Raw genomic sequence first — 18803 nt, forward strand, 5'->3', positions numbered from 1 at the left:
GACATGCCTATTTTCTCCCAATATGAGATGAAAAATTGAGCTCCCCCGATTGCAGTCTTGCGATTTGTGCTAATAAATTGTACCTTTGCCATAACAAGTCCTCTATAATTTTTTGTAATATCTATACGAACATAAAGATACAAAAAAATCTGGACATAAGCCCTGTATTCTCCTTGAATACAGGGCTTTAATTATCAATAGCGCCACCTACTAATAATCAGGGGCTAACGCATACTTTGCGGAATCTAGGCGCTAGCCATAATGAGTGCTCGCGCTAGTGAGATTCTTTGCTCTATATTGTCATATTATGGCATATATATTTATCCATCTGACAATCTAACACTTACAATGACGTAGCAAAGGAGCAACGAAAATATTTGGGGCAAATATTTGGCGGATTAAAATATTCATTGTATCTTTGCAGAGCAAAATCAGAAAGAGAGCTTTCTACTGGGGATGGACAATTTTGCGGCTGTGGCGTAATTGGTAGCCGCGCTAGACTTAGGATCTAGTGGAGCAATCCGTGGGGGTTCGAGTCCCTTCAGCCGCACACTTCACGTGTTTCACACGTTTTAGTAGATTGTAAGTTTTTTGGTTTTGGGTGCTCTGAGATGTGTCTGAACATCCCAGAGCTTTCTTTTTATGCTTTATTAATACCACAGGGCGACCATACTTGGGAGATTTACTTATTTTGTGGTAGATTTGTGGCGGAGAAGGTCTTCAGGAAACAGAGAGGTTAAACCTCTACTCCATTGGATCGTCGAAAAGATAAGGAAGGTAATGAATCGGGCAAGACCAAACTGGTCACCGGCCATTGACTAGAAGAAAAGAGAATATAAATATGAACAGTGTAAAGAAACTTGTACTACCTCTACTATTCGCCATCGCTATAGTTTTTGGCGCGCAGGTAGTGTATGCTCAAGACGACAGCAATGCAGCAAAGATTGAGGCAAAGGAGACTGAGCATGACTTCGGGGTATTTAAGGAGGGTGATGGAGATGTGAGCCACGTTTTCGTAGTAACCAACACCGGCAAGTCACCTCTTGTGATTACACGCGTTATCTCCTCTTGTGGATGCACAACCCCTTCATTCACCAAAGAGCCTATCGCTCCAGGAAAGAGTGGAGAAGTGACGGTGATATACAACCCTACCGGTAGGGTATACCCTTTCACCAAGACGGTTTCCGTATACAGCAATGGCAAAAAGGGGCCACTGGTACTAACCATTAAGGGTGAAGTAGTAAAGTAAATTGGACAATCGCTTTAGCTAGAAGCGGATGTCTTGGGATTAACTGTAGCGAAACCCTCTTGGCAAATGGAATATTTGCTTGAGAGGGTTCTTTTTTAGGATGATAGTAGAATATAGAGCATAGGATGGATTGGAAGGAAGGTGAAGAGCCTTTGAGGAAAGCAATAGAGCAGAGAAAAAGCTTCCTACAATTGGCAATGTACGATGGGCTAAAGGTAGGGTTACTATTTATGGCTCAGGCAATAGCACTGTTATTGTACCAACTGGGAAGCTTATCCTCCTTGTTACTTTTGGCTTCGATAATAGGCGTCCCTGTTATGCTATATATATTAGGAGTGAGGTTTAGAGATCATCAGATGGGTGGCAGCATAAGGTATATGCACATTGTAAGCTACCTTTCGTGGACCTATATCTTTGCCATTGGCATAGGATTTCTATCCTATTTCATTGCGACTACGCTTCTCTTCAAGGATCCTACATTTGTGGAGACAATGGAAAAATCATTCGAGATAGTCACACAGATTGTACAGCAAAACATGGATCAGGATGGGGAGGCTATCGCAAGTCTTAGGAACATCACACCTGTGAGAGTGTCAGGAGCCATTGCCATGCAGGCTCTATTCAATGGACTTATATACATATATATAATAGGACTGGTCATAAAAAAGAGCAATAGATAATGGATAATAGGGTGGACTTAACTATTCTGATTCCTCTGTACAATGAAGAAGAATCGCTCAGAGAACTACACAGCTGGATTACTCGTGTAGTAACCGAGATGGGCGTGAGCTATGAGGTGCTCTTTATCAATGATGGTAGCACAGACGGTTCTTGGCAAGTGATACAGGAACTAAGAGAGAGAGACCCCAACGTGAGGGGGATTAGCTTTATCCGCAACTATGGTAAGTCCCCTGGGCTACAAGTAGGCTTTCAGCACTGTCGTGGCAATGTGGTAATCACTATGGATGCCGACTTGCAAGACTCGCCCGATGAGATTCCTGAGCTCTACCGTATGATTGTGGAGGACGGCTTCGACGTAGTAAGCGGGTGGAAAAAGAAGAGGTACGACCCGCTCAATAAGACTCTGCCAACCAAGCTATTCAATGCAACGGTTCGAAAGTTCTCAGGTATCAAACTCCACGACTTCAACTGCGGTCTCAAGAGCTACAGAGGGGATGTAGTTAGGAATATTGAGGTGTACAACGACATGCACCGTTTCCTACCCTATATGGCTAAACTAGCTGGTTTTGAAAATATTGGGGAGAAGTCGGTTCAGCATCAGGCGAGGAAGTACGGGCATACGAAGTTTGGCATGAGTAGGTTTGTCAATGGTTACCTAGATCTACTTGTACTATGGTTTACTGGCAAATTCAGTCGCAAGCCGATGCACTTCTTCGGGCTCTGGGGCAGTGTCATGTTTATTATAGGCTTCCTTGCGCTCATGGGCATTCTTATCTATAAGTTTGTTGCGCTGCAGAAGGGCATCCCAGCACGATTAGTAACAGATTTGCCCTATTTCTATATCTGCATCCTTGCCATTATACTCGGCGTACAGCTCTTCCTCACAGGATTTATTGGAGAGTTGCTGGCTCGGCAGTCTCCCAACCGTAATAGTTATATCATCAAAGATGAAATATAAAGTGCTACTCACTATTCTACTGACCATAGTAGTTTTGGGCTGTGGTCATAAAGATGCCCAGTATTTCCGTGAAAGCGGTACCCGCTTCCACACCCTTTACAATATCACCTACCAGTCGGATAGGGAACTCACACGAGAGATAGATAGCACGATGTCGGCATTCAATGCTTCGCTCAATCCGTTCGATAGCACTACTCTCATCTCAAGAGTCAATCGCAATGAGAGCTCCACGATAGATAGCATGCTTAAAACGGTGGTGCTGAAAGCGTTAGAGGTAAGCTCCATAACGGACGGTGTCTATGATATTACAGGTGCCCCTTACTTCGACATTTGGGGCTTCGGCACCAAGAAAGGGGTGACTCGGGAAGCTACTCGTCAGGAGATAGATAGTATTGCCGAATTTGTAGGCTGGCAGAAGCTCACCATATTGGGAGACACTCTGCTGAAGACCGATCCAAGGATACAGCTCAACCCTTCATCGCTATCCAAAGGCTATGTAGTAGACCTCGTAGCGCGCACGCTCGAAGCAAACGGCGTGGAAAATTACCTAGTGGAGATTGGCGGAGAGATTGTAGCCAAAGGGCTTAATCCCAGCGGTAAGTGCTGGAGGCTGGGGATAAACAAGCCTATTGAGGACAATACGGGATTGGTCAATGAGATTGTATATGCCGTGGACATTTGCGATGGTGAGGGGATGGCTTCCAGTGGAGACTACCGCAACTTCAAGATAGTTGACGGACAGAAAGTAGCGCATACTATTGATGTATGCTCTGGCTTACCTGCGCACCAAAACATCCTTAGCGCCACGGTGGTAGCGCCAAACTGTATGGAAGCCGATGCTTGGGCTACTGCATTTATGGCTCTAGGCTTGGAGCGAAGCAAAGCAATACTAGCACACCAACCACAACTCAAGGTATGCCTGATCTATATCGATAGTATCACGGGTAACTACCAGACCTACGAGAGCGGCATTGAACTAATAGAACTAGAGGACTAAAGGCATGACACACGACGAAGGTAAGTGGCACGACACTCTGCAGCAACTGAGAATACAACTGCGCCGAGCAATGGACGGAGAAACATCTAGCCACCAAAGAAACTTAGGGCTGGAGTATAAGATCAACTTTGGCGTCAATATCCTTCGGCTGAAAGCGATAGCAGAGACGCTTCCCAACGATCAAGAACTGGCCGACCTCATGTGGAGCAAGGACGTGCGAGAGATGAAACTACTCTCCCTCTTCCTTAGGCAGCCCAGCACGCTCACTACCACGGAAGCACTAAAGCTAACCTCTGAAGTCCCAACGCTCGAAGTCGCCGAACAGCTGGTATTCCGTCTCCTTCGGTTTGTACCGTTTGCCCCTTCGCTACTGTCTACTCTATTCGAGCAGCGGTACGCACCCAACACACCGTCAGCAGTAGTCCCCTACCTCTTGCTCAACCATCTTACGAATGATGAGCGCCTAACCCCAGAGCTATTCGATAGGCTATCCCCAATGATAATAGAGGACTTTTCAGAGTGTAGTAAGTATCTCCCTACCATTATATATAATGCCCTTCAGCGGATTGTCTACAACCGTCCGGATCTGAATGTCCGTACCATCTGCGAAGAAGTGTGCTCAAAGGGCGACATGGTAGTCGTGGGGCTAGCCACAGATATCATTACCATCATAGAGGAGAAAGGGGTATGAAAGTAGCTATTCACCCATCGTGGCAGGAAGTACTACAGCCCGATTTCGACATGCCCTACTTTGAGAAACTTACGGCATGGGTAAGGCAAGCCTATCAGACCACCGAGGTATATCCACCCGCATCACTGATATTCAACGCATTCAACCTTACGCCCTTTGACGAAGTAAAGGTCGTAATTTTAGGACAAGACCCTTACCACAATCCCGGGCAGGCGATGGGGCTTAGCTTCTCCGTACCCGAAGGTGTCCCACTGCCCCCATCCCTCCAAAATATATTCAAAGAGGCTTCGGATGACCTGCAGCTACCAGCACCCACCAGTGGCGATCTCACACACTGGGCAGAGCAAGGGGTGTTGCTCCTCAATGCCATACTAACGGTGCAGGCACACCAACCTCGCTCTCACCACTCCTTCGGCTGGCAGATTCTGACAGATAAAGTCATCGAGCTGCTCAACAAAAAGCGCGAAGGGATTGTTTTCATACTATGGGGCAGTGATGCCCAGCGAAAAGAATGGCAGATAGATACAACGAAGCACTTGGTGCTAAAAGCCCCTCACCCTTCACCGCTATCCGCCTACCGAGGTTTCTTTGGGACAAAACCCTTTTCGCAAACCAATTACTACTTGATGAGTAGAGGCAAACGCCCTATTCAGTGGATTAAGTAACCCTTTTAGACTGATTAGACAAAGATGAATATTGCAATAGTAGGTGCCTCAGGTGCCGTTGGTCAAGAGTTAATAAAGCTCGTAGAGGAGCGCAACTTCCCATATACCTCGCTCCGACTCTTTGGGTCGAAGCGAAGTGCTGGGCACAAGTACACTGTCAGAGGCGAGGAAATAGAAGTAGAGCTTCTCCAGCACGGTGACGCCTTCAAGGGTATAGACATTGCTTTTGTCTCCGCTGGCGGTGACACCTCTAAGGAGTTTGCCGAGACCATCACTAAGCATGGCACCATCATGATAGACAACTCGAGCGCCTTCCGAATGGATACCGATGTCCCTCTAGTTGTCCCTGAGGTGAATGCGCACCGTGCACTTGAGACCCCAAGGAATATCATTGCCAACCCCAATTGCACTACCATCCAAATGTTGGTACCGCTCAAGGCTATCCGCAATCTATCCCCTATCACCAAGGTACACGTTGCCACCTACCAGAGTGCAAGTGGTGCAGGACAATCTGGTATAGAGGAGCTGGAGCATCAGACCCATGAGTACGCCGAGGGGAAAGAGACCACGGTAGAGAAATTCGCCTATCAACTACTCTTCAACCTTATTCCTCAGGTAGACCAGTTTACCGAGAATGGCTACACCAAGGAGGAGCTCAAGATGATTAATGAGACACAGAAGATCATGGAATCCCCGATCTCCGTCAGTGCCACTTGCGTCCGAGTGCCCGTACTACGCGCTCACTCCGAAGCCATTTGGGTAGAGACACAAGAGCCACTCACCGTGGCACAAGTCCAAGAAGCTATACGGGAAGCCGACGGAGCAGTACTCATCGACGAACCATCCAAGAAAGAATACCCCATGCCACTATTCCTATCTGGTAAGGATCCGGTATACGTTGGTCGCATTCGTAAAGACCTCACCAACCCCAATGGTATAGCTTTCTGGTGCGTCAGCGATCAGATCCGAAAGGGTGCTGCCCTCAACGCCATTCAGATAGCCGAATACCTGATCAGCCATAAGTAAGCGTAAGCATCAACACATCCGTAAGCAGGAGCGCAAAGAGAGTGATACTTTGCGCTCCTGCATTCTTCTCTCTGGGAATTGCTATATAGCCACTTATAGCCGCTTTTCTCCGCCATCTCGCATATTTTTACTACATTTGCGCCAAAGAAATTATCACACACATTAACATTCATTTCGTATGAAGAATATTCTTATCATCGGTTCTACCGGGCAGATTGGTACAGAATTAGCCATGCACCTCCGTGGCATCTACACAGATGGTCAGGTAGTAGCAGGATACATCAAGGCTCAGCCACCAAAGAAGGAGCTCCTAGAGAGCGGTCCTTGTGAGGAGGTAGACATTACCAATGCTCAGCAGATTGCAGACGTAGTGAAGAAGTACAATGTAGATACCATCTACAATCTAGCAGCTCTTCTCTCGGCAGTCGCTGAAGCCAAGCCACAATTAGCATGGCAGATTGGTCTAGGTGGTCTATTCAACACCCTAGAGGTAGCACGTGAAATGGGCTGTGCTGTATTCACTCCTAGCTCTATTGGCGCCTTCGGACCAGCTACGCCTAAAGACAAGACACCACAGGACACCATCCAGCGCCCTACCACTATGTACGGTGTCACCAAGGTATCTGGCGAGCTCCTTAGCGACTACTACTTCCGCCGTTTTGGCGTAGATACGCGCTCAGTACGCTTCCCAGGGCTTATCTCCAATGTAGCGCCTCCTGGAGGTGGCACCACCGACTATGCCGTAGACATCTACTACAAGGCAGTCCAAGAGGGCAAGTTTGTATGCCCAATTGCCGAGGGTACCTACATGGATATGATGTATATGCCCGATGCCCTCAATGCTATGGTACAGCTCATGGAGGCTGATCCTACCAAGCTCGTTCACCGCAATTCATTCAACATTGCAAGCATGAGCTTCCAGCCTGGTGACATCTATGCAGCCATCAAGAAGGAGATTCCAACCTTCGAGATGACCTATGAAGTGGACCCTCTTCGCCAAGCTATCGCAGAATCTTGGCCTAACTCCCTCGATGATAGTTGCGCTCGCAACGAATGGGCTTGGAACCCTAAGTACAATCTCGAGACGATGACGACCGACATGATACGCGTCCTCAAAGAGCGCTTCAATAAGTAAGCACAACCTCAGAGGAAGGAATACGAGGAGCTCCTCTACCGCAATGGTAGAGGAGCTCTACATTTGTAGGCTATATCCTTCGTGATTATGGGAGGAGTAGCAAATAAATAAGTATATTTGCGAAGGATGATAAGCATATTTTATTACACGCATTTCAGCGTACAAACTACGACAATGACGGAGCGCTACACACGCTCCACCTTCACCACATATACGACATACAGAATGGAATACTTCAGTTGCTACACACCGAACTGCCCTCGCAGAGAATCCTGCACGCTATGGCAAAACGCCCTCCTAGAGATAGAACACGAAGCTAAACTCCTATCCCTTACCAACCCCCCGCCTCATAGAAAAAGCCGGAGGTTACGACCATTGCCCCAACTACCACGAATACAAGCTGAGGCGCTTTGCGAGAGGACTCGTGTGGACTTACGATGACTTGACCATTGCTCAGTGGCGGGACATCAGGTCAGAGCTTAGTGCCCACTTCAGCAAAAGCGCCATTACACGCATGCGCTGTGGTTACGAAGCCATAAGCCCAGAGGAACAGGAGCTGATTGCCCACATCTTCGACTCCGCGGCACCAGGGAGTAAGCCTCGGTACATCACGTACGAAGAGCACTACACCAAGCCCCCAAGAGTAGAGGGCAAGGCTGCGCACGAACTCCTTCATTCGTAGGATCATCCCCTTACCAACCATAGACAGGAAACTTTCCGTCGTAGGTACGTGAAGTTTCCGTCGATGGAAAGCAAAGTTTCCACCGTTGGAAACAAAAGTTTCCGTCGACGGAAATAAAAGTTTCCACCGTTGGAAACCTACCGTTCCAAAGCTGGAAAGTTTTTTGGAAAACTATTGTACCAGCCGATAGATAGGTGAGGAGCTTGAGGTGGAAGCCCAAGAAGAGACTGTTGCACGGTGGCGAACTACTGCGTTACTTTCGACATTCGGCTTCGGTCACGTACGTGAGTACGCTCCCGTCAGCCTCAGTCTCAGTCTCAGTGCCTTGTATTTCACCACCGTGCAACATTCTCAAGAAGTCCCCACGACCCACCCTAGTAGTTGGCGTTTCGAGCATAGAAAAAGAGCCACCCACAGGACGTGGGCAGCTCTTACTATGCTTATTAGTGTAATAGACTATTACAGCTTTGGGCCAGCAGCTACGAGAGCCTTACCAGCAGCATTGCCAGTGAACTTCTCGAAGTTCTTGATAAAGCGGCTAGCCAAGTCCTCAGCCTTGGTGTTCCACTCGCTAGCGTTAGCGTAGGTATCACGAGGATCGAGGATTGCTGGGTCTACACCAGGAAGGGCTAGTGGGATATTGAACCCGAAGTATGGCATCTCGCGCGTCTCAGCCTTGTCGATAGAACCATCGAGGATAGCATCGATAATACCACGGGTATCCTTGATAGAGATACGCTTACCGGTACCATTCCAACCGGTATTCACGAGATATGCCTTGGCACCATTTGCCTGCATCTTCTTCACAAGCTCCTCGGCATACTTCGTTGGGTGGAGCGATAGGAACGCTGCACCGAAGCAAGCAGAGAATGTAGGCGTTGGCTCAGTGATACCGCGCTCTGTACCTGCGAGCTTTGCAGTAAATCCGCTTAGGAAGTAGTACTGAGTCTGCTCTGCATTGAGGATAGAGACTGGAGGAAGTACGCCGAATGCATCTGCCGATAGAAAGATAACCTTATTGGCATGACCAGCCTTAGAGACCGGCTTCACAATGTTCTCAATGTGGTAGATTGGGTAAGACACACGGGTATTCTCGGTTACCGACTTATCTGCGAAGTCAATCTTACCATCCTTATCTAGGGTAACGTTTTCGAGAAGTGCATCCCTGCGGATAGCGTTGTAGATATCTGGCTCGCTCTCCTTGCTTAGGTTGATGACCTTTGCATAGCAACCGCCCTCGAAGTTGAAGATACCATCATCATCCCATCCGTGCTCGTCGTCGCCGATGAGTAGACGCTTAGGATCGGTAGAAAGGGTAGTCTTACCTGTACCTGACAGACCGAAGAAGATTGCGGTCTCCTTGCCGTCCTTGCTGGTATTAGCAGAGCAGTGCATAGATGCCATGCCATTGAGAGGGAGGAGGTAATTCATGTAGGAGAACATACCCTTCTTCATCTCACCACCATACCAAGTATTGATAATTACCTGTACCTTCTCCTTTAGGTTGAAGACAACCGCAGTCTCGCTATTCAGACCTAGCTCCTTGTAGTTAGTCACCTTAGCCTTAGAAGCATTGAGGATCACGAAGTCTGGCTCACCGAAGTTCGCAAGCTCTTCCTCGGTTGGGCGGATAAACATATTCTTTACGAAGTGAGCCTGCCAAGCTACCTCCATGATAAAACGAAGCTTGAGGCGGCTATTCTCATTGGCACCTACGAAAGCGTCTACAACAAATAGGCGCTTATTAGAGAGCTCATCCGTAGCAATCTTCTTGATTGTAGCCCAGTGCTTCTCATCTACTGGCTTATTATCGTTCTTATACTCATCTGAAGTCCACCATACAGTGTCGCGAGATACCTCGTCCATGATGAAGAACTTATCCTTAGGTGAACGACCAGTATATACACCAGTCATGACATTTACAGCACCTAGCTCGGATACTTGTCCTTTCTCAAAACCCTCCAAATCACTGCGAGTCTCCTCCTCGAAAAGCTGATCATACGAAGGATTGTAGATGACTTCAGTGGATCCAGTGATACCGTACTTAGTTAAATCGACGTTCTTTGCCATATTAAAAATGTTTGATACATGTTATTTGAATCTCAATCTATCTTACTTACTAAGCACAAAGATACGTAATAATAGTATCCCCACCAACGATTTAAGTAATTATTTCTCCATTGAGTAGTTCCCCTCACGAATAGGCGAGGGGCGATGAAGAGCGAATACTCAGAAAACCAATGGTTAGTAGTCGGGATATAGCAGGTACTTAGCTCGCAGTGCCCGATAGGCATCAAGGTCTTTTGCCCAGCTCTGCCGTATCTCCTCGGCCGAGAGACCAGCCATGATTTGCTGGTAGAGTGTGCCATTGCCCGCTAGGAGATTGAAGGTAGACTTTCTATTGACGAAGTCGATGCCATATTGCTTGCTGGCTTGGTACGCTTCTATGATTACCTCTAGGTTGATACCCTTATGCCACTCACGCAACTGCAAAGTGGGGCCATAGCATAGCATGCCCTTGTGTTTGGGAGAAGTAGCCCCTTTCATCGCGATAGGGGTAAAGGTATGGTCGCCTATCCGTTTGTCGGGATAGCCAATTTGCTCGAAAGGTGCATCGGTACCCCTACCCTCGCTCCAGGTGGTCGCCTCGAAATAGCAGAGCGTAGGGTAGTAAAGAATCGCCCTATCGGTTCGGAGATTGGGGCTTGGCGGTACTGGGAGCGAATAATCCTCGCCATGCTTCCAGCCCTTTACAGTAATAACGGAGAGCTTTGCCCGAACATTATTCCTCAGCCAACCCTCATTATTCATCATGAAAGCGGCTTCACCTAGTGTGAGCCCATGCACAGTAGGGATGGGGAGCAGGCTAATGAAGGAGCGGTACTTGTGCTTCTTCCTCACCGCACCATCAATACAATCATGCGGATTAGGTCGGTCTAGCACCAGTAAAGGGATACCCTGCTCTGCGCAAGCCTCTAGGACGTAGGTAAGCGTACTTATATAGGTATAGAAGCGGACACCCACATCCTGCATGTCAAATATCATTAGGTCAATCCCTGAAAGGTCTTTGGGCGAAGGCTTTTTATGCGTACCATAAAGCGACACCACCGGTAATCCGGTCTTGGCATCTCGCCCTGAACTGACCTTAGCACCCGCATCGACGTGACCACGTAGCCCATGTTCCGGACTATAGAGCCTTATCACCTTTACCCCGCTAGCAATGAGCGTATCCACCACATGGGTGTGCCCGTCGGAGAGGAGGCTGGTATGGTTCACCGTCATCCCTACTCTTTTGCCCTCGGCATGCGTCAGGATCTGATCTATTTGGTCTGCACCAACCTGCACTTGGGCGATAGCTTGTAAAGGGAATAATAGGAGGAGTAAAAGGAATTGTCTCATGGCTCAAACTTGAAAAGTACTACCTCGAAAGGAGCAAATAGATAACTCATGGAGCTCTGAAGGCTCAAACTCTCCTCCGCCACCTTGCGCACATAGTGGGTGAAGCCCTCCAAGTCGCTACTTGTAGATGGCTGAGCAGAGGTGTAGGATATTATCTCCACACGTGCAAAATCGCGATTCTGCCCCTTTAGCTTTATCTGATAATTGAGCGGGTGACGTGTCATATTCACCGCTTTAAGGTAATAATTCCCTGTCTTCTCATCGGAAGTAATAGATAGGATGATATCACTCGAGAGGGGTTCAGGCATATCCCCCCGATGCAAATGTGCGCCCCTAAATGTCTTGAAGTCTATAAGATAATCATACAACTGAGTAGGTCTATAAGCACCACCCACGACTTCTATGATAGGGTAGTCTTGCTCTATGTTGGAGGAGAGCAGTGGAGTAATCCCAAGCGTTAGGAGGTAAGGCGTCCTCCGCTCTGCCAAGATAAGAAACGCAGCACGTAGAGCCAGGGGTGGTAGGAAGTACCCTGTATCGTAGTGCTTATCGAAGTTCACCTCACTCACCAAGTGCGGGAAGAGTAGTTGGTCGTTGTGTACGATTAGTGAGTCTACCTCCTCAAGGTTATCATAACTCACTTCAGGCAGAATCAAGTCGTAAGGATAATCACTATACTTCTGGTACTCCATCCTATTGCCAGCACTGATAATCTGAAGGTCGGGGTACTTTGGCTCCAGCTCCTCAAGTAGCTTTGCAAAGCGTCTGTCGTACTCCAGACCTGTGAGATTATACCCTGGCTGTATCGTCACCTTACTCGACCGCCCTCGCCGTATCAGTCGGTCGATATAAGCAATACGACTGGGCAATTCCTTAATATCCTCCACCCGCTGAATGGTAGAGGGATCGGTAAAGCCGAAGTTGGCAACCAACACCGGAGCGCTCCCTATCTCCTTAGCTAGCCGAAGTAGTTCTGCGTACCCGAAATCTCCTGTCAACTCATTTTCCCGAAGCGTCCACAGACTCTTCTGCTTCAGGGAGTCGAGATGCAGAGGGTAGGTTCCAGGCATCAGTCCATTGGCAGTAGCGCCACTTGGATAACGTAGAAAGGCAGGTTCAAGGTCTTTCAGCAAAGCATACAAGTCGGCACTCACACCAGCCTTAATCGCACCTCCGCTACGCTGCAAAGCGAAGTCATCTAGTTCCACTACGGCACGTCGGCTACTGCTCCAGTAACTCATGCTATCACGCTGTACCAAGTACGCCTCGCCCTCAGCGACCTCCACCTCCAATAGTAGCCGTGTACTCGGAGCGTATTGCGTAGTGGTCAGCACACCTTTATATATTGTCCAATCTTCTACTGGTGTGAGCGCAATTCTATTGGACACCACTCGCAGTGAGTCATCCACTAGAGAAGCGTATAGGGTAGCACTACCCACAGCTCGCCCTCTGCATGAGAAGTCGAAGCGCTCTCCCTGCTCCATCGCTCCGCCTTGTATTGTCTGAGCCCAAGCCACTATAGAGTCATTGCTCGACGCAGTGATAGACAAGTAGTGATTATCTATTCCGCTAGCCACCGAAATAGCTCCACCCAGAACCTCCCAACCATAGTGCTGGTCTGGAAGAGGGTAAAAGAGCCTAGAGCCATTGGGGGTTACCGCTACCCGCTCTGCCGCATCGTAGCCCACATTCGCTGGACGAGTGGCAAGCTCAAAGCCTCCATTGATAAGGAGATTACGGCTGAGGAGGTCACGCCCACCGCTACCAGGATCCAGCGTAACCCCTATGGGCAGCTGACCCTTGTACATGGTGGGCAAGTCGGTATCCACCACTATCACGCCTACATAAGGTTGCTTAGACTCGCATGAGCTAAGTAACCCCAGTAGGATAAGCAAATTAATAACTACTAAGAATTGCTTCAAAGTCTCGCCCTATTAGTGGTTGTGAATCGCACACGAGGTAGCTCGAGGTGCTGCTTCTACGTAGACGGGCACCGCGTTACTCCTCATAGGACTCTTGGGAGACGCAACCTTAATGCCTGGCACTGTATAGCTATTGTAGAGCACCTGCCTCATACGCGCAATCTGATTGGGGGTAAATTCATCACTATGCGTATAGTCATAGTCCATGATATTGGTCGCCTCAAATCGCCCACTACTACAGTCATTACGCTTCAGTAGCCCAGCAAACTCCAGTACACTCGTATTGCCAGAAGCTATAATCGAGCGCCTATTCTCCTCGTACTTCTTACGGTTGTAAGTCTTTGTATCGGCACAATGATCTGTGTCTTCACAGCTATCGAGGATGATAGTATTATTCCCTCCCTGAACTTCGGAGAAGGTATGATAGAGCCCTAGATAGTGTCCTAGTTCGTGCGCAATAGTATTCTTCCCAAGGTTACCCCGCAAGAAGGCATACCGCCACGTTAGCCAATCGAAAGCATCGGCATTAATGGTCACACAGTGATTATAGTTACTAAAACCATCCAGTCCACCCGCCGTCTTTATCTTCGCCTCGTCTGCTGGGGTAAGCTGAGCTAGTCCCTCTATCGGAGCCGAACTAAGCGCAAATGGGAGGTGAGAGATACCAAGGGTAATCTGATTAGCATCCCCTTCTCGTGTAAATGGGAAGACAAATACATTGACATACGACTTGATAGGCCACGCCATGGAGTGAAATCGTCCTCCCGACTTATCATTCATCACATCGGTGGGCTTAAGAGACTTCTCCGGCATTGCCACAGCATGGACTCCGGCGGGGCTTATACGATTACCCTTAGGATCTACCGTAGCCAATACAAAACGTATATTCGTCTCTTTGGGCATATAGTAATTCTCCGCCGGAGATGTTGGATCGCTCCATCTCTTTACGCCACGGTATTCAGTATTACCATCCAGTTTGGGACGCTGCCCATACAGTTCATTGACATACTCTAGTATCCTCTGCGCATCTGTACTATTAAGGACATACTTTCTGCGCAGTGTATCGGTTGCCACCTTGTCCTCTTCATTGTAGAGCACATGAAATATCACAGGTATCTCATACTGCACTGTGCTGATATCTATGTCGTGTCCGCCAGCTTGCTTCACTCGGACCTCCACTTGCTCCTTGGTAGTAGCGAATGTCAGCACCCCCATACGCTCTTGTCCCGATAGATTGGGCTGCACCTTCACCCCCACTACTGTGCGAGAAATACCGCCCATCTGTGCATTCGTGGTCAGCCACGATACGTTGCTCGACACCTTCCACTGTTCGTCCGAAGAAACCACCACACCCAGTGCCCGCATGGTATCTACAGGATTACCATTCTGATCCGCCAATAGCTCCTCCACCGAAGCACTTAGCCCCTTTATCTGCGTGCTCTTCGCACAGCCACCTAGTGCCACAAGGAGTACCACCAATGGTGCTACGCCCCATTGAAGCATGCTCTTGAGATTTCGTTTCATCGCATAGACCTTCTAATCACATTTCGTATCCTCTCGGGCGTACCTAATCCTCGTTCTCCAAGGACTCCGCCTCGGTGCTCAAACCGAGTAGCCACCTCCTCAGCAACCGTCACAGATATACCGCCCTCTTTCATAGAAGCTGCCAAGCCAAGGCTATGGATAAAGTCCTCCACGGCTTGTATTGTTGCCCCTATTGTCGCCTCTTCGCTCAACCCGGTAAGGCCAAAGACACGCCGACCGAGCTGAACTATTTTCCCGCCCTTCTCCTGCCTAAATTCCTCCATCACAGCAGGCAATACCAGCATCAGAGATGCACCATGGGTAGTCCCCGTAAGTGCCGTAAGTTCATGACCGATATAATGGGTGAGCCAGTCTTGCTCTACACCCATAGAAAGCATATAATTGAGCCCCAAGGTAGCCGAAAGCATATACTCACACGCCACATCGTAGTCCGTATTGCCCTTCATCAGACTAGGAGCAATATCAAGTAGATTGAGGAGTACGCCCTCCGCCATACGATCCATCACGCCACTCTGACCTGTAGTTGTCAAATATTGCTCCAATATGTGCATGAAAACATCTGCCACCCCACAAGCCACCTGATGGCTACTGAGAGTATAGGTATAGGTAGGATCCAGAATAGAGAAGAGAGGATGATGACAAGTGATAGCGAACTTCTCCTCTAGTGCTCTATTGGAGAGCACTGCACCCGAATTCATCTCCGATCCCGTAGCTGGTACTGTGAGCACCACGCCTAAGGGCAATGTCTCTCCCCTGTAGCCGTTCTTCACCATCTCCCAGCTACTCATAGGCGCCTTTACGCCCATGGCAATCACCTTACTAGCATCTATCACGGAGCCCCCGCCCACAGCAAGCACAAAGTTACAACCCTCCTGTCGAGCTACCTCAATAGCACGATCTACGGTAGAGCAGTCGGGATTAGCCTCAATGCCGCCAAAGGGTACTACAGAAATCCCCTCTAGTTGTGCCATTACTTGGTCATAGATTCCATTCCTCTGTACGCTACCACCTCCGTAGGTCAGTAACACTTTGCTTCCTCCTGGTATATTATTGCGCAAACGCCCCACACTCCCTTTGCCAAAGACAATCTTCGTGGGATTGCAAAAAGTAAAGTTATTCATCAATAAGCCTCCTTGATATACATCATTAATAACTAGCCACTAAGGTACCAATTTCCCATGATATAGCCACAGAGAAGCCATATACCTCCCTCCAACAAAACCATTTAGACCCGCCACCCCAAACGATACCGATAACCAAAACACTATTAGGCGAGCACCCATAACGAATGGCGCGAGCAAGAAAATTTATTCCTAGGAATAAAAATATTTATCTGTACAAATAAATTTATTTATTCCTAGGAATAAATTTCGCTACTTGCGCTATCCAGAGTGATGGCAATGGCGACAAAACTTTATTACATTTATATTCAGCAATTTAAGAGCATTCATCGCAGGTCTATTCCCCTTAATACAACGACTCACCCCTCTGTAGAATCGTCTTGATGAATCTACAGAGGGGTGAGTCGTTGTATTACTTAGGAAGTTATGCCGAGGTAGATATTCCAGTGCCCGTCCAAGGGATTATCCCAAAGATAGAGACTAGACAGTCAGATCAAAGATAACATCCCTCTCGTGCTGCTTTACTAACTTCGTTGTTACTGGTTTGCCTGCGCCCACCCAGCCTACGATACCACTGTCGAGATTCTTTACCTGAAAACCTTGTTTGGCTAGCATAGTAGCGGCTTGCATGCTTCTGCCACCAGTACGGCAGTAAACATATACTGGGTGCGACTTATCAAGCGAAGAAGTCGCCTTCTGCATAAAGTTACCGCTGGTGACATCAATATTCTGTGCCTTTTCAATATGTCCTTCTGCAAATTCTTCTGCGGTACGCACATCCACAAGCTGCACCTTGTCTGAGGCAATAGCCTTGCTAAACGCCTCCACACCCATATTCTCCACACCCTCTGGAGTGCCACATGCGCCCATCAGAAATGATAATAAACTCATTGCTAATACGTAAAAAAGTTTGTTCATTTTCCTATATCTTCTCTATGAAATAACATTCAAATCTATAACACACACCGAACTAATAATGTTTAGATATGACTCCGCCCAGCCCCCGTTCCCTCTACACCTACCATCAATAACCCAATTATATTTCTTTTGGTGTTAGTCAATTTTTACGTACCTTTACGACTCAAGAGGATTACAAGCGTAATTATTAATTAAAACTCCGTCTTCTAACTATGCGAACATTGAAGAATATGATACTTAAGTCTTCAACCACAAACAGCAAACACAGTAGAAGAACGAGTATTCTGATAGCTTTTATGCTCATCTGTACCGTTCTCTCATGTGGAGAAACAAAGGCTCAAGACAATATGGGTAGGTACATCTACCATAATGAAGTCCAATTTGAAAAGGTTAAATCTTATTCTTTAGCTATCGACACAATGATGATGCCAAAGGTGTCTTACCTATGTTATGATGAGGGAGCGCACCAGTTAAGTCTACTGAATCCGGATAACAATCAGATTTATAACTATCAACTAGGCACTCAAGAAGAGGTGAAGCCAAAGTCTATTACGGCTATTGGCTTCCCGGGGCGCACCTTAGGGTTTATGGTACTCTCCAATGATTCGATCTTGTGTTTTGATGATAATGCTTCTAGTCTACGATTGTTTTCCTTGCCTGGTTGGACTAAACAATGGAGCGTAGCCCCTTTTGAAGCGATAGAAGAGGCTGCAGGAGCTCATCTGGAGGCAGGTAATGATATCTCCACTTTCGACTCCCTATTCTTTGGTGTTCCATACGTCGACTATGCACACCCTATGGTAAAGGTGGGGAGTAGTGTGTATATCTCTCTTCTGGGATCAGATCCCTCTGAAATGGGAGTGCCTTTAGATGGACGTTTTGTACCGTCTGTGGTCAGTATTGATCTAATCAGCAAGGCTATCGACTACTCTATACCATTTTCTCCAGTCTATGACGAGGTCAATTGGGGTGGCGGATTTTTCTTCAGACACACAAGCATCGCTCCGTATAAGGAGGGGAAGCTATTGATAAGCTATTCAGCTGACCATAATCTTTATTCTTGGGATATTGCTGATAAAAAACTCAACGGCATGTATGCTGGTGCCTACGATATTAAGAGTATTATCCCCAAAGATGGGACAAAAGAGTTCCTTAAAATGAGCCAGATTGAGTGGGGAAATGGACAGCCCAGATATGCGACAGTGCTGTATGACAAATACAGAGACCTTATCTATAGGATTGCGACACTTCCAGTGGAGAAAGACCCGAAAACAAATACCGAGTATAGACCTATGGTAGTTGTAGTATTGGATGGGGATATGAACTATATAGGGGAGTGGACTATACCACATCCTGAGGAGTATGGTTTTTCTTCTTTCTTCGTATCGTCTGAGGGGTTAAATATTGAGAGAAAGAATAGCAGAGACAACCACCACATCTATTTCGATACTTACGCGCCAGTATTCTAGTCAGTTGGTCTTCAAAGCGCAACGGACAACGTTCTCTTTTACTCTTTATTATTGATTGTATACATAAAAGGAGACCGTTGCACGAAGATATTTGATTTTCTCATCCTCCTTTTCGTCCGTTTTTTAGGAGGATTTCGTTCAGGGCAGTCTTTCTCTTATCATATTTTCCCCTCTTTTTGAGCTTTAAAAGGCTCAATTTGAGGGGGATTTTTGACTTGAGAGGATGCCAAATGCTCCTCTCGAGGAGGATTCGGTCATTGGGTATTAGCTGACAATTGGATTATCATCATAGGGGCTCTTTTGATGTTGTGACATATGGACTCCAAAATATTTTGTCCGTGAGTC

At 47.5% G+C, this 18803-nt stretch carries 16 protein-coding genes and 1 tRNA gene; 11 read left to right on the forward strand and 6 right to left on the reverse strand.

Going from position 1 to position 18803, the window contains the following annotated elements:
• Nucleotides 1-468: 468 nt before the first annotated feature.
• The 10 genes from A3GG_RS0107460 to A3GG_RS13120 all read left to right on the forward strand — a co-directional run bounded on the left by A3GG_RS0107460 (nt 469) and on the right by A3GG_RS13120 (nt 8084).
• Nucleotides 469-550, forward strand: a tRNA-Leu gene (locus tag A3GG_RS0107460).
• 291 nt (nt 551-841) lie between these two features.
• On the forward strand, nt 842-1249 hold the full coding sequence (locus A3GG_RS0107465; RefSeq protein ID WP_018358681.1) for a DUF1573 domain-containing protein: 408 nt from the start codon (nt 842-844) through the stop codon (nt 1247-1249).
• A gap of 125 nt (nt 1250-1374) precedes the next feature.
• Nucleotides 1375-1929, forward strand: a complete 555-nt coding sequence (locus A3GG_RS0107470) for a DUF4199 domain-containing protein (protein WP_018358682.1) — start codon at nt 1375-1377, stop codon at nt 1927-1929.
• Nucleotides 1929-2888: a glycosyltransferase family 2 protein gene (locus tag A3GG_RS0107475; RefSeq protein ID WP_018358683.1), complete on the forward strand. Its 960-nt coding sequence runs from the start codon at nt 1929-1931 to the stop codon at nt 2886-2888. The genes A3GG_RS0107470 and A3GG_RS0107475 overlap by 1 nt, the downstream gene beginning before the upstream one ends.
• Complete coding sequence (locus tag A3GG_RS0107480; protein WP_018358684.1) at nt 2878-3885, forward strand: FAD:protein FMN transferase; 1008 nt, start codon at nt 2878-2880, stop codon at nt 3883-3885. The genes A3GG_RS0107475 and A3GG_RS0107480 overlap by 11 nt, the downstream gene beginning before the upstream one ends.
• 4 nt (nt 3886-3889) lie before the next feature.
• The gene (locus A3GG_RS0107485; RefSeq protein ID WP_018358685.1) at nt 3890-4576 is read left to right on the forward strand and encodes a DNA alkylation repair protein; all 687 of its coding nucleotides are present in this window, start codon (nt 3890-3892) and stop codon (nt 4574-4576) included.
• Nucleotides 4573-5241, forward strand: a complete 669-nt coding sequence (gene ung / locus A3GG_RS0107490; protein WP_018358686.1) for a uracil-DNA glycosylase — start codon at nt 4573-4575, stop codon at nt 5239-5241. The genes A3GG_RS0107485 and ung overlap by 4 nt, the downstream gene beginning before the upstream one ends.
• 24 nt (nt 5242-5265) lie before the next feature.
• Nucleotides 5266-6267, forward strand: a complete 1002-nt coding sequence (locus tag A3GG_RS0107495) for an aspartate-semialdehyde dehydrogenase (RefSeq protein WP_018358687.1) — start codon at nt 5266-5268, stop codon at nt 6265-6267.
• Between the two features lie 178 nt (nt 6268-6445).
• Entirely contained in the window at nt 6446-7402 is a 957-nt protein-coding gene (locus A3GG_RS0107500; protein WP_018358688.1) for an NAD-dependent epimerase/dehydratase family protein, read from the forward strand.
• A 349-nt stretch (nt 7403-7751) separates the two neighbouring features.
• Complete coding sequence (locus A3GG_RS13120; RefSeq protein ID WP_248637667.1) at nt 7752-8084, forward strand: DUF6078 family protein; 333 nt, start codon at nt 7752-7754, stop codon at nt 8082-8084.
• Between the two features lie 459 nt (nt 8085-8543).
• Here A3GG_RS13120 and pckA read toward each other — a convergent pair whose 3' ends face one another.
• The 6 genes from pckA to A3GG_RS12090 all read right to left on the reverse strand — a co-directional run bounded on the left by pckA (nt 8544) and on the right by A3GG_RS12090 (nt 16962).
• Nucleotides 8544-10154: a phosphoenolpyruvate carboxykinase (ATP) gene (gene pckA / locus A3GG_RS0107510; RefSeq protein WP_018358691.1), complete on the reverse strand. Its 1611-nt coding sequence runs from the start codon at nt 10152-10154 to the stop codon at nt 8544-8546.
• Nucleotides 10155-10328: 174 nt separating this feature from the next.
• Nucleotides 10329-11483: an exo-beta-N-acetylmuramidase NamZ family protein gene (locus A3GG_RS0107515; RefSeq protein WP_018358692.1), complete on the reverse strand. Its 1155-nt coding sequence runs from the start codon at nt 11481-11483 to the stop codon at nt 10329-10331.
• On the reverse strand, nt 11480-13405 hold the full coding sequence (locus tag A3GG_RS0107520; protein WP_018358693.1) for a hypothetical protein: 1926 nt from the start codon (nt 13403-13405) through the stop codon (nt 11480-11482). Before A3GG_RS0107520 ends, A3GG_RS0107515 begins: the two co-directional genes overlap by 4 nt.
• Nucleotides 13406-13417: 12 nt before the next feature.
• Nucleotides 13418-14929, reverse strand: coding sequence for a zinc-dependent metalloproteinase lipoprotein (locus A3GG_RS0107525; protein WP_018358694.1), 1512 nt, complete (start codon nt 14927-14929; stop codon nt 13418-13420).
• Complete coding sequence (locus tag A3GG_RS0107530; protein ID WP_018358695.1) at nt 14926-16071, reverse strand: iron-containing alcohol dehydrogenase; 1146 nt, start codon at nt 16069-16071, stop codon at nt 14926-14928. Before A3GG_RS0107530 ends, A3GG_RS0107525 begins: the two co-directional genes overlap by 4 nt.
• A 480-nt stretch (nt 16072-16551) precedes the next feature.
• Nucleotides 16552-16962, reverse strand: coding sequence for a rhodanese-like domain-containing protein (locus A3GG_RS12090; RefSeq protein ID WP_134849055.1), 411 nt, complete (start codon nt 16960-16962; stop codon nt 16552-16554).
• A gap of 257 nt (nt 16963-17219) precedes the next feature.
• Between A3GG_RS12090 and A3GG_RS0107540 the strand changes: the two genes are divergently transcribed.
• Nucleotides 17220-18458 carry a DUF4221 family protein gene (locus tag A3GG_RS0107540; protein WP_169333156.1) on the forward strand — a complete coding sequence of 413 codons (1239 nt, stop codon included), beginning with the start codon at nt 17220-17222 and terminating at the stop codon, nt 18456-18458.
• The last annotated feature ends 345 nt before the right edge of the window (nt 18459-18803 follow it).

It is taken from the genome of Porphyromonas levii DSM 23370, assembly GCF_000379925.1.
GTDB lineage: Bacteria > Bacteroidota > Bacteroidia > Bacteroidales > Porphyromonadaceae > Porphyromonas_A > Porphyromonas_A levii.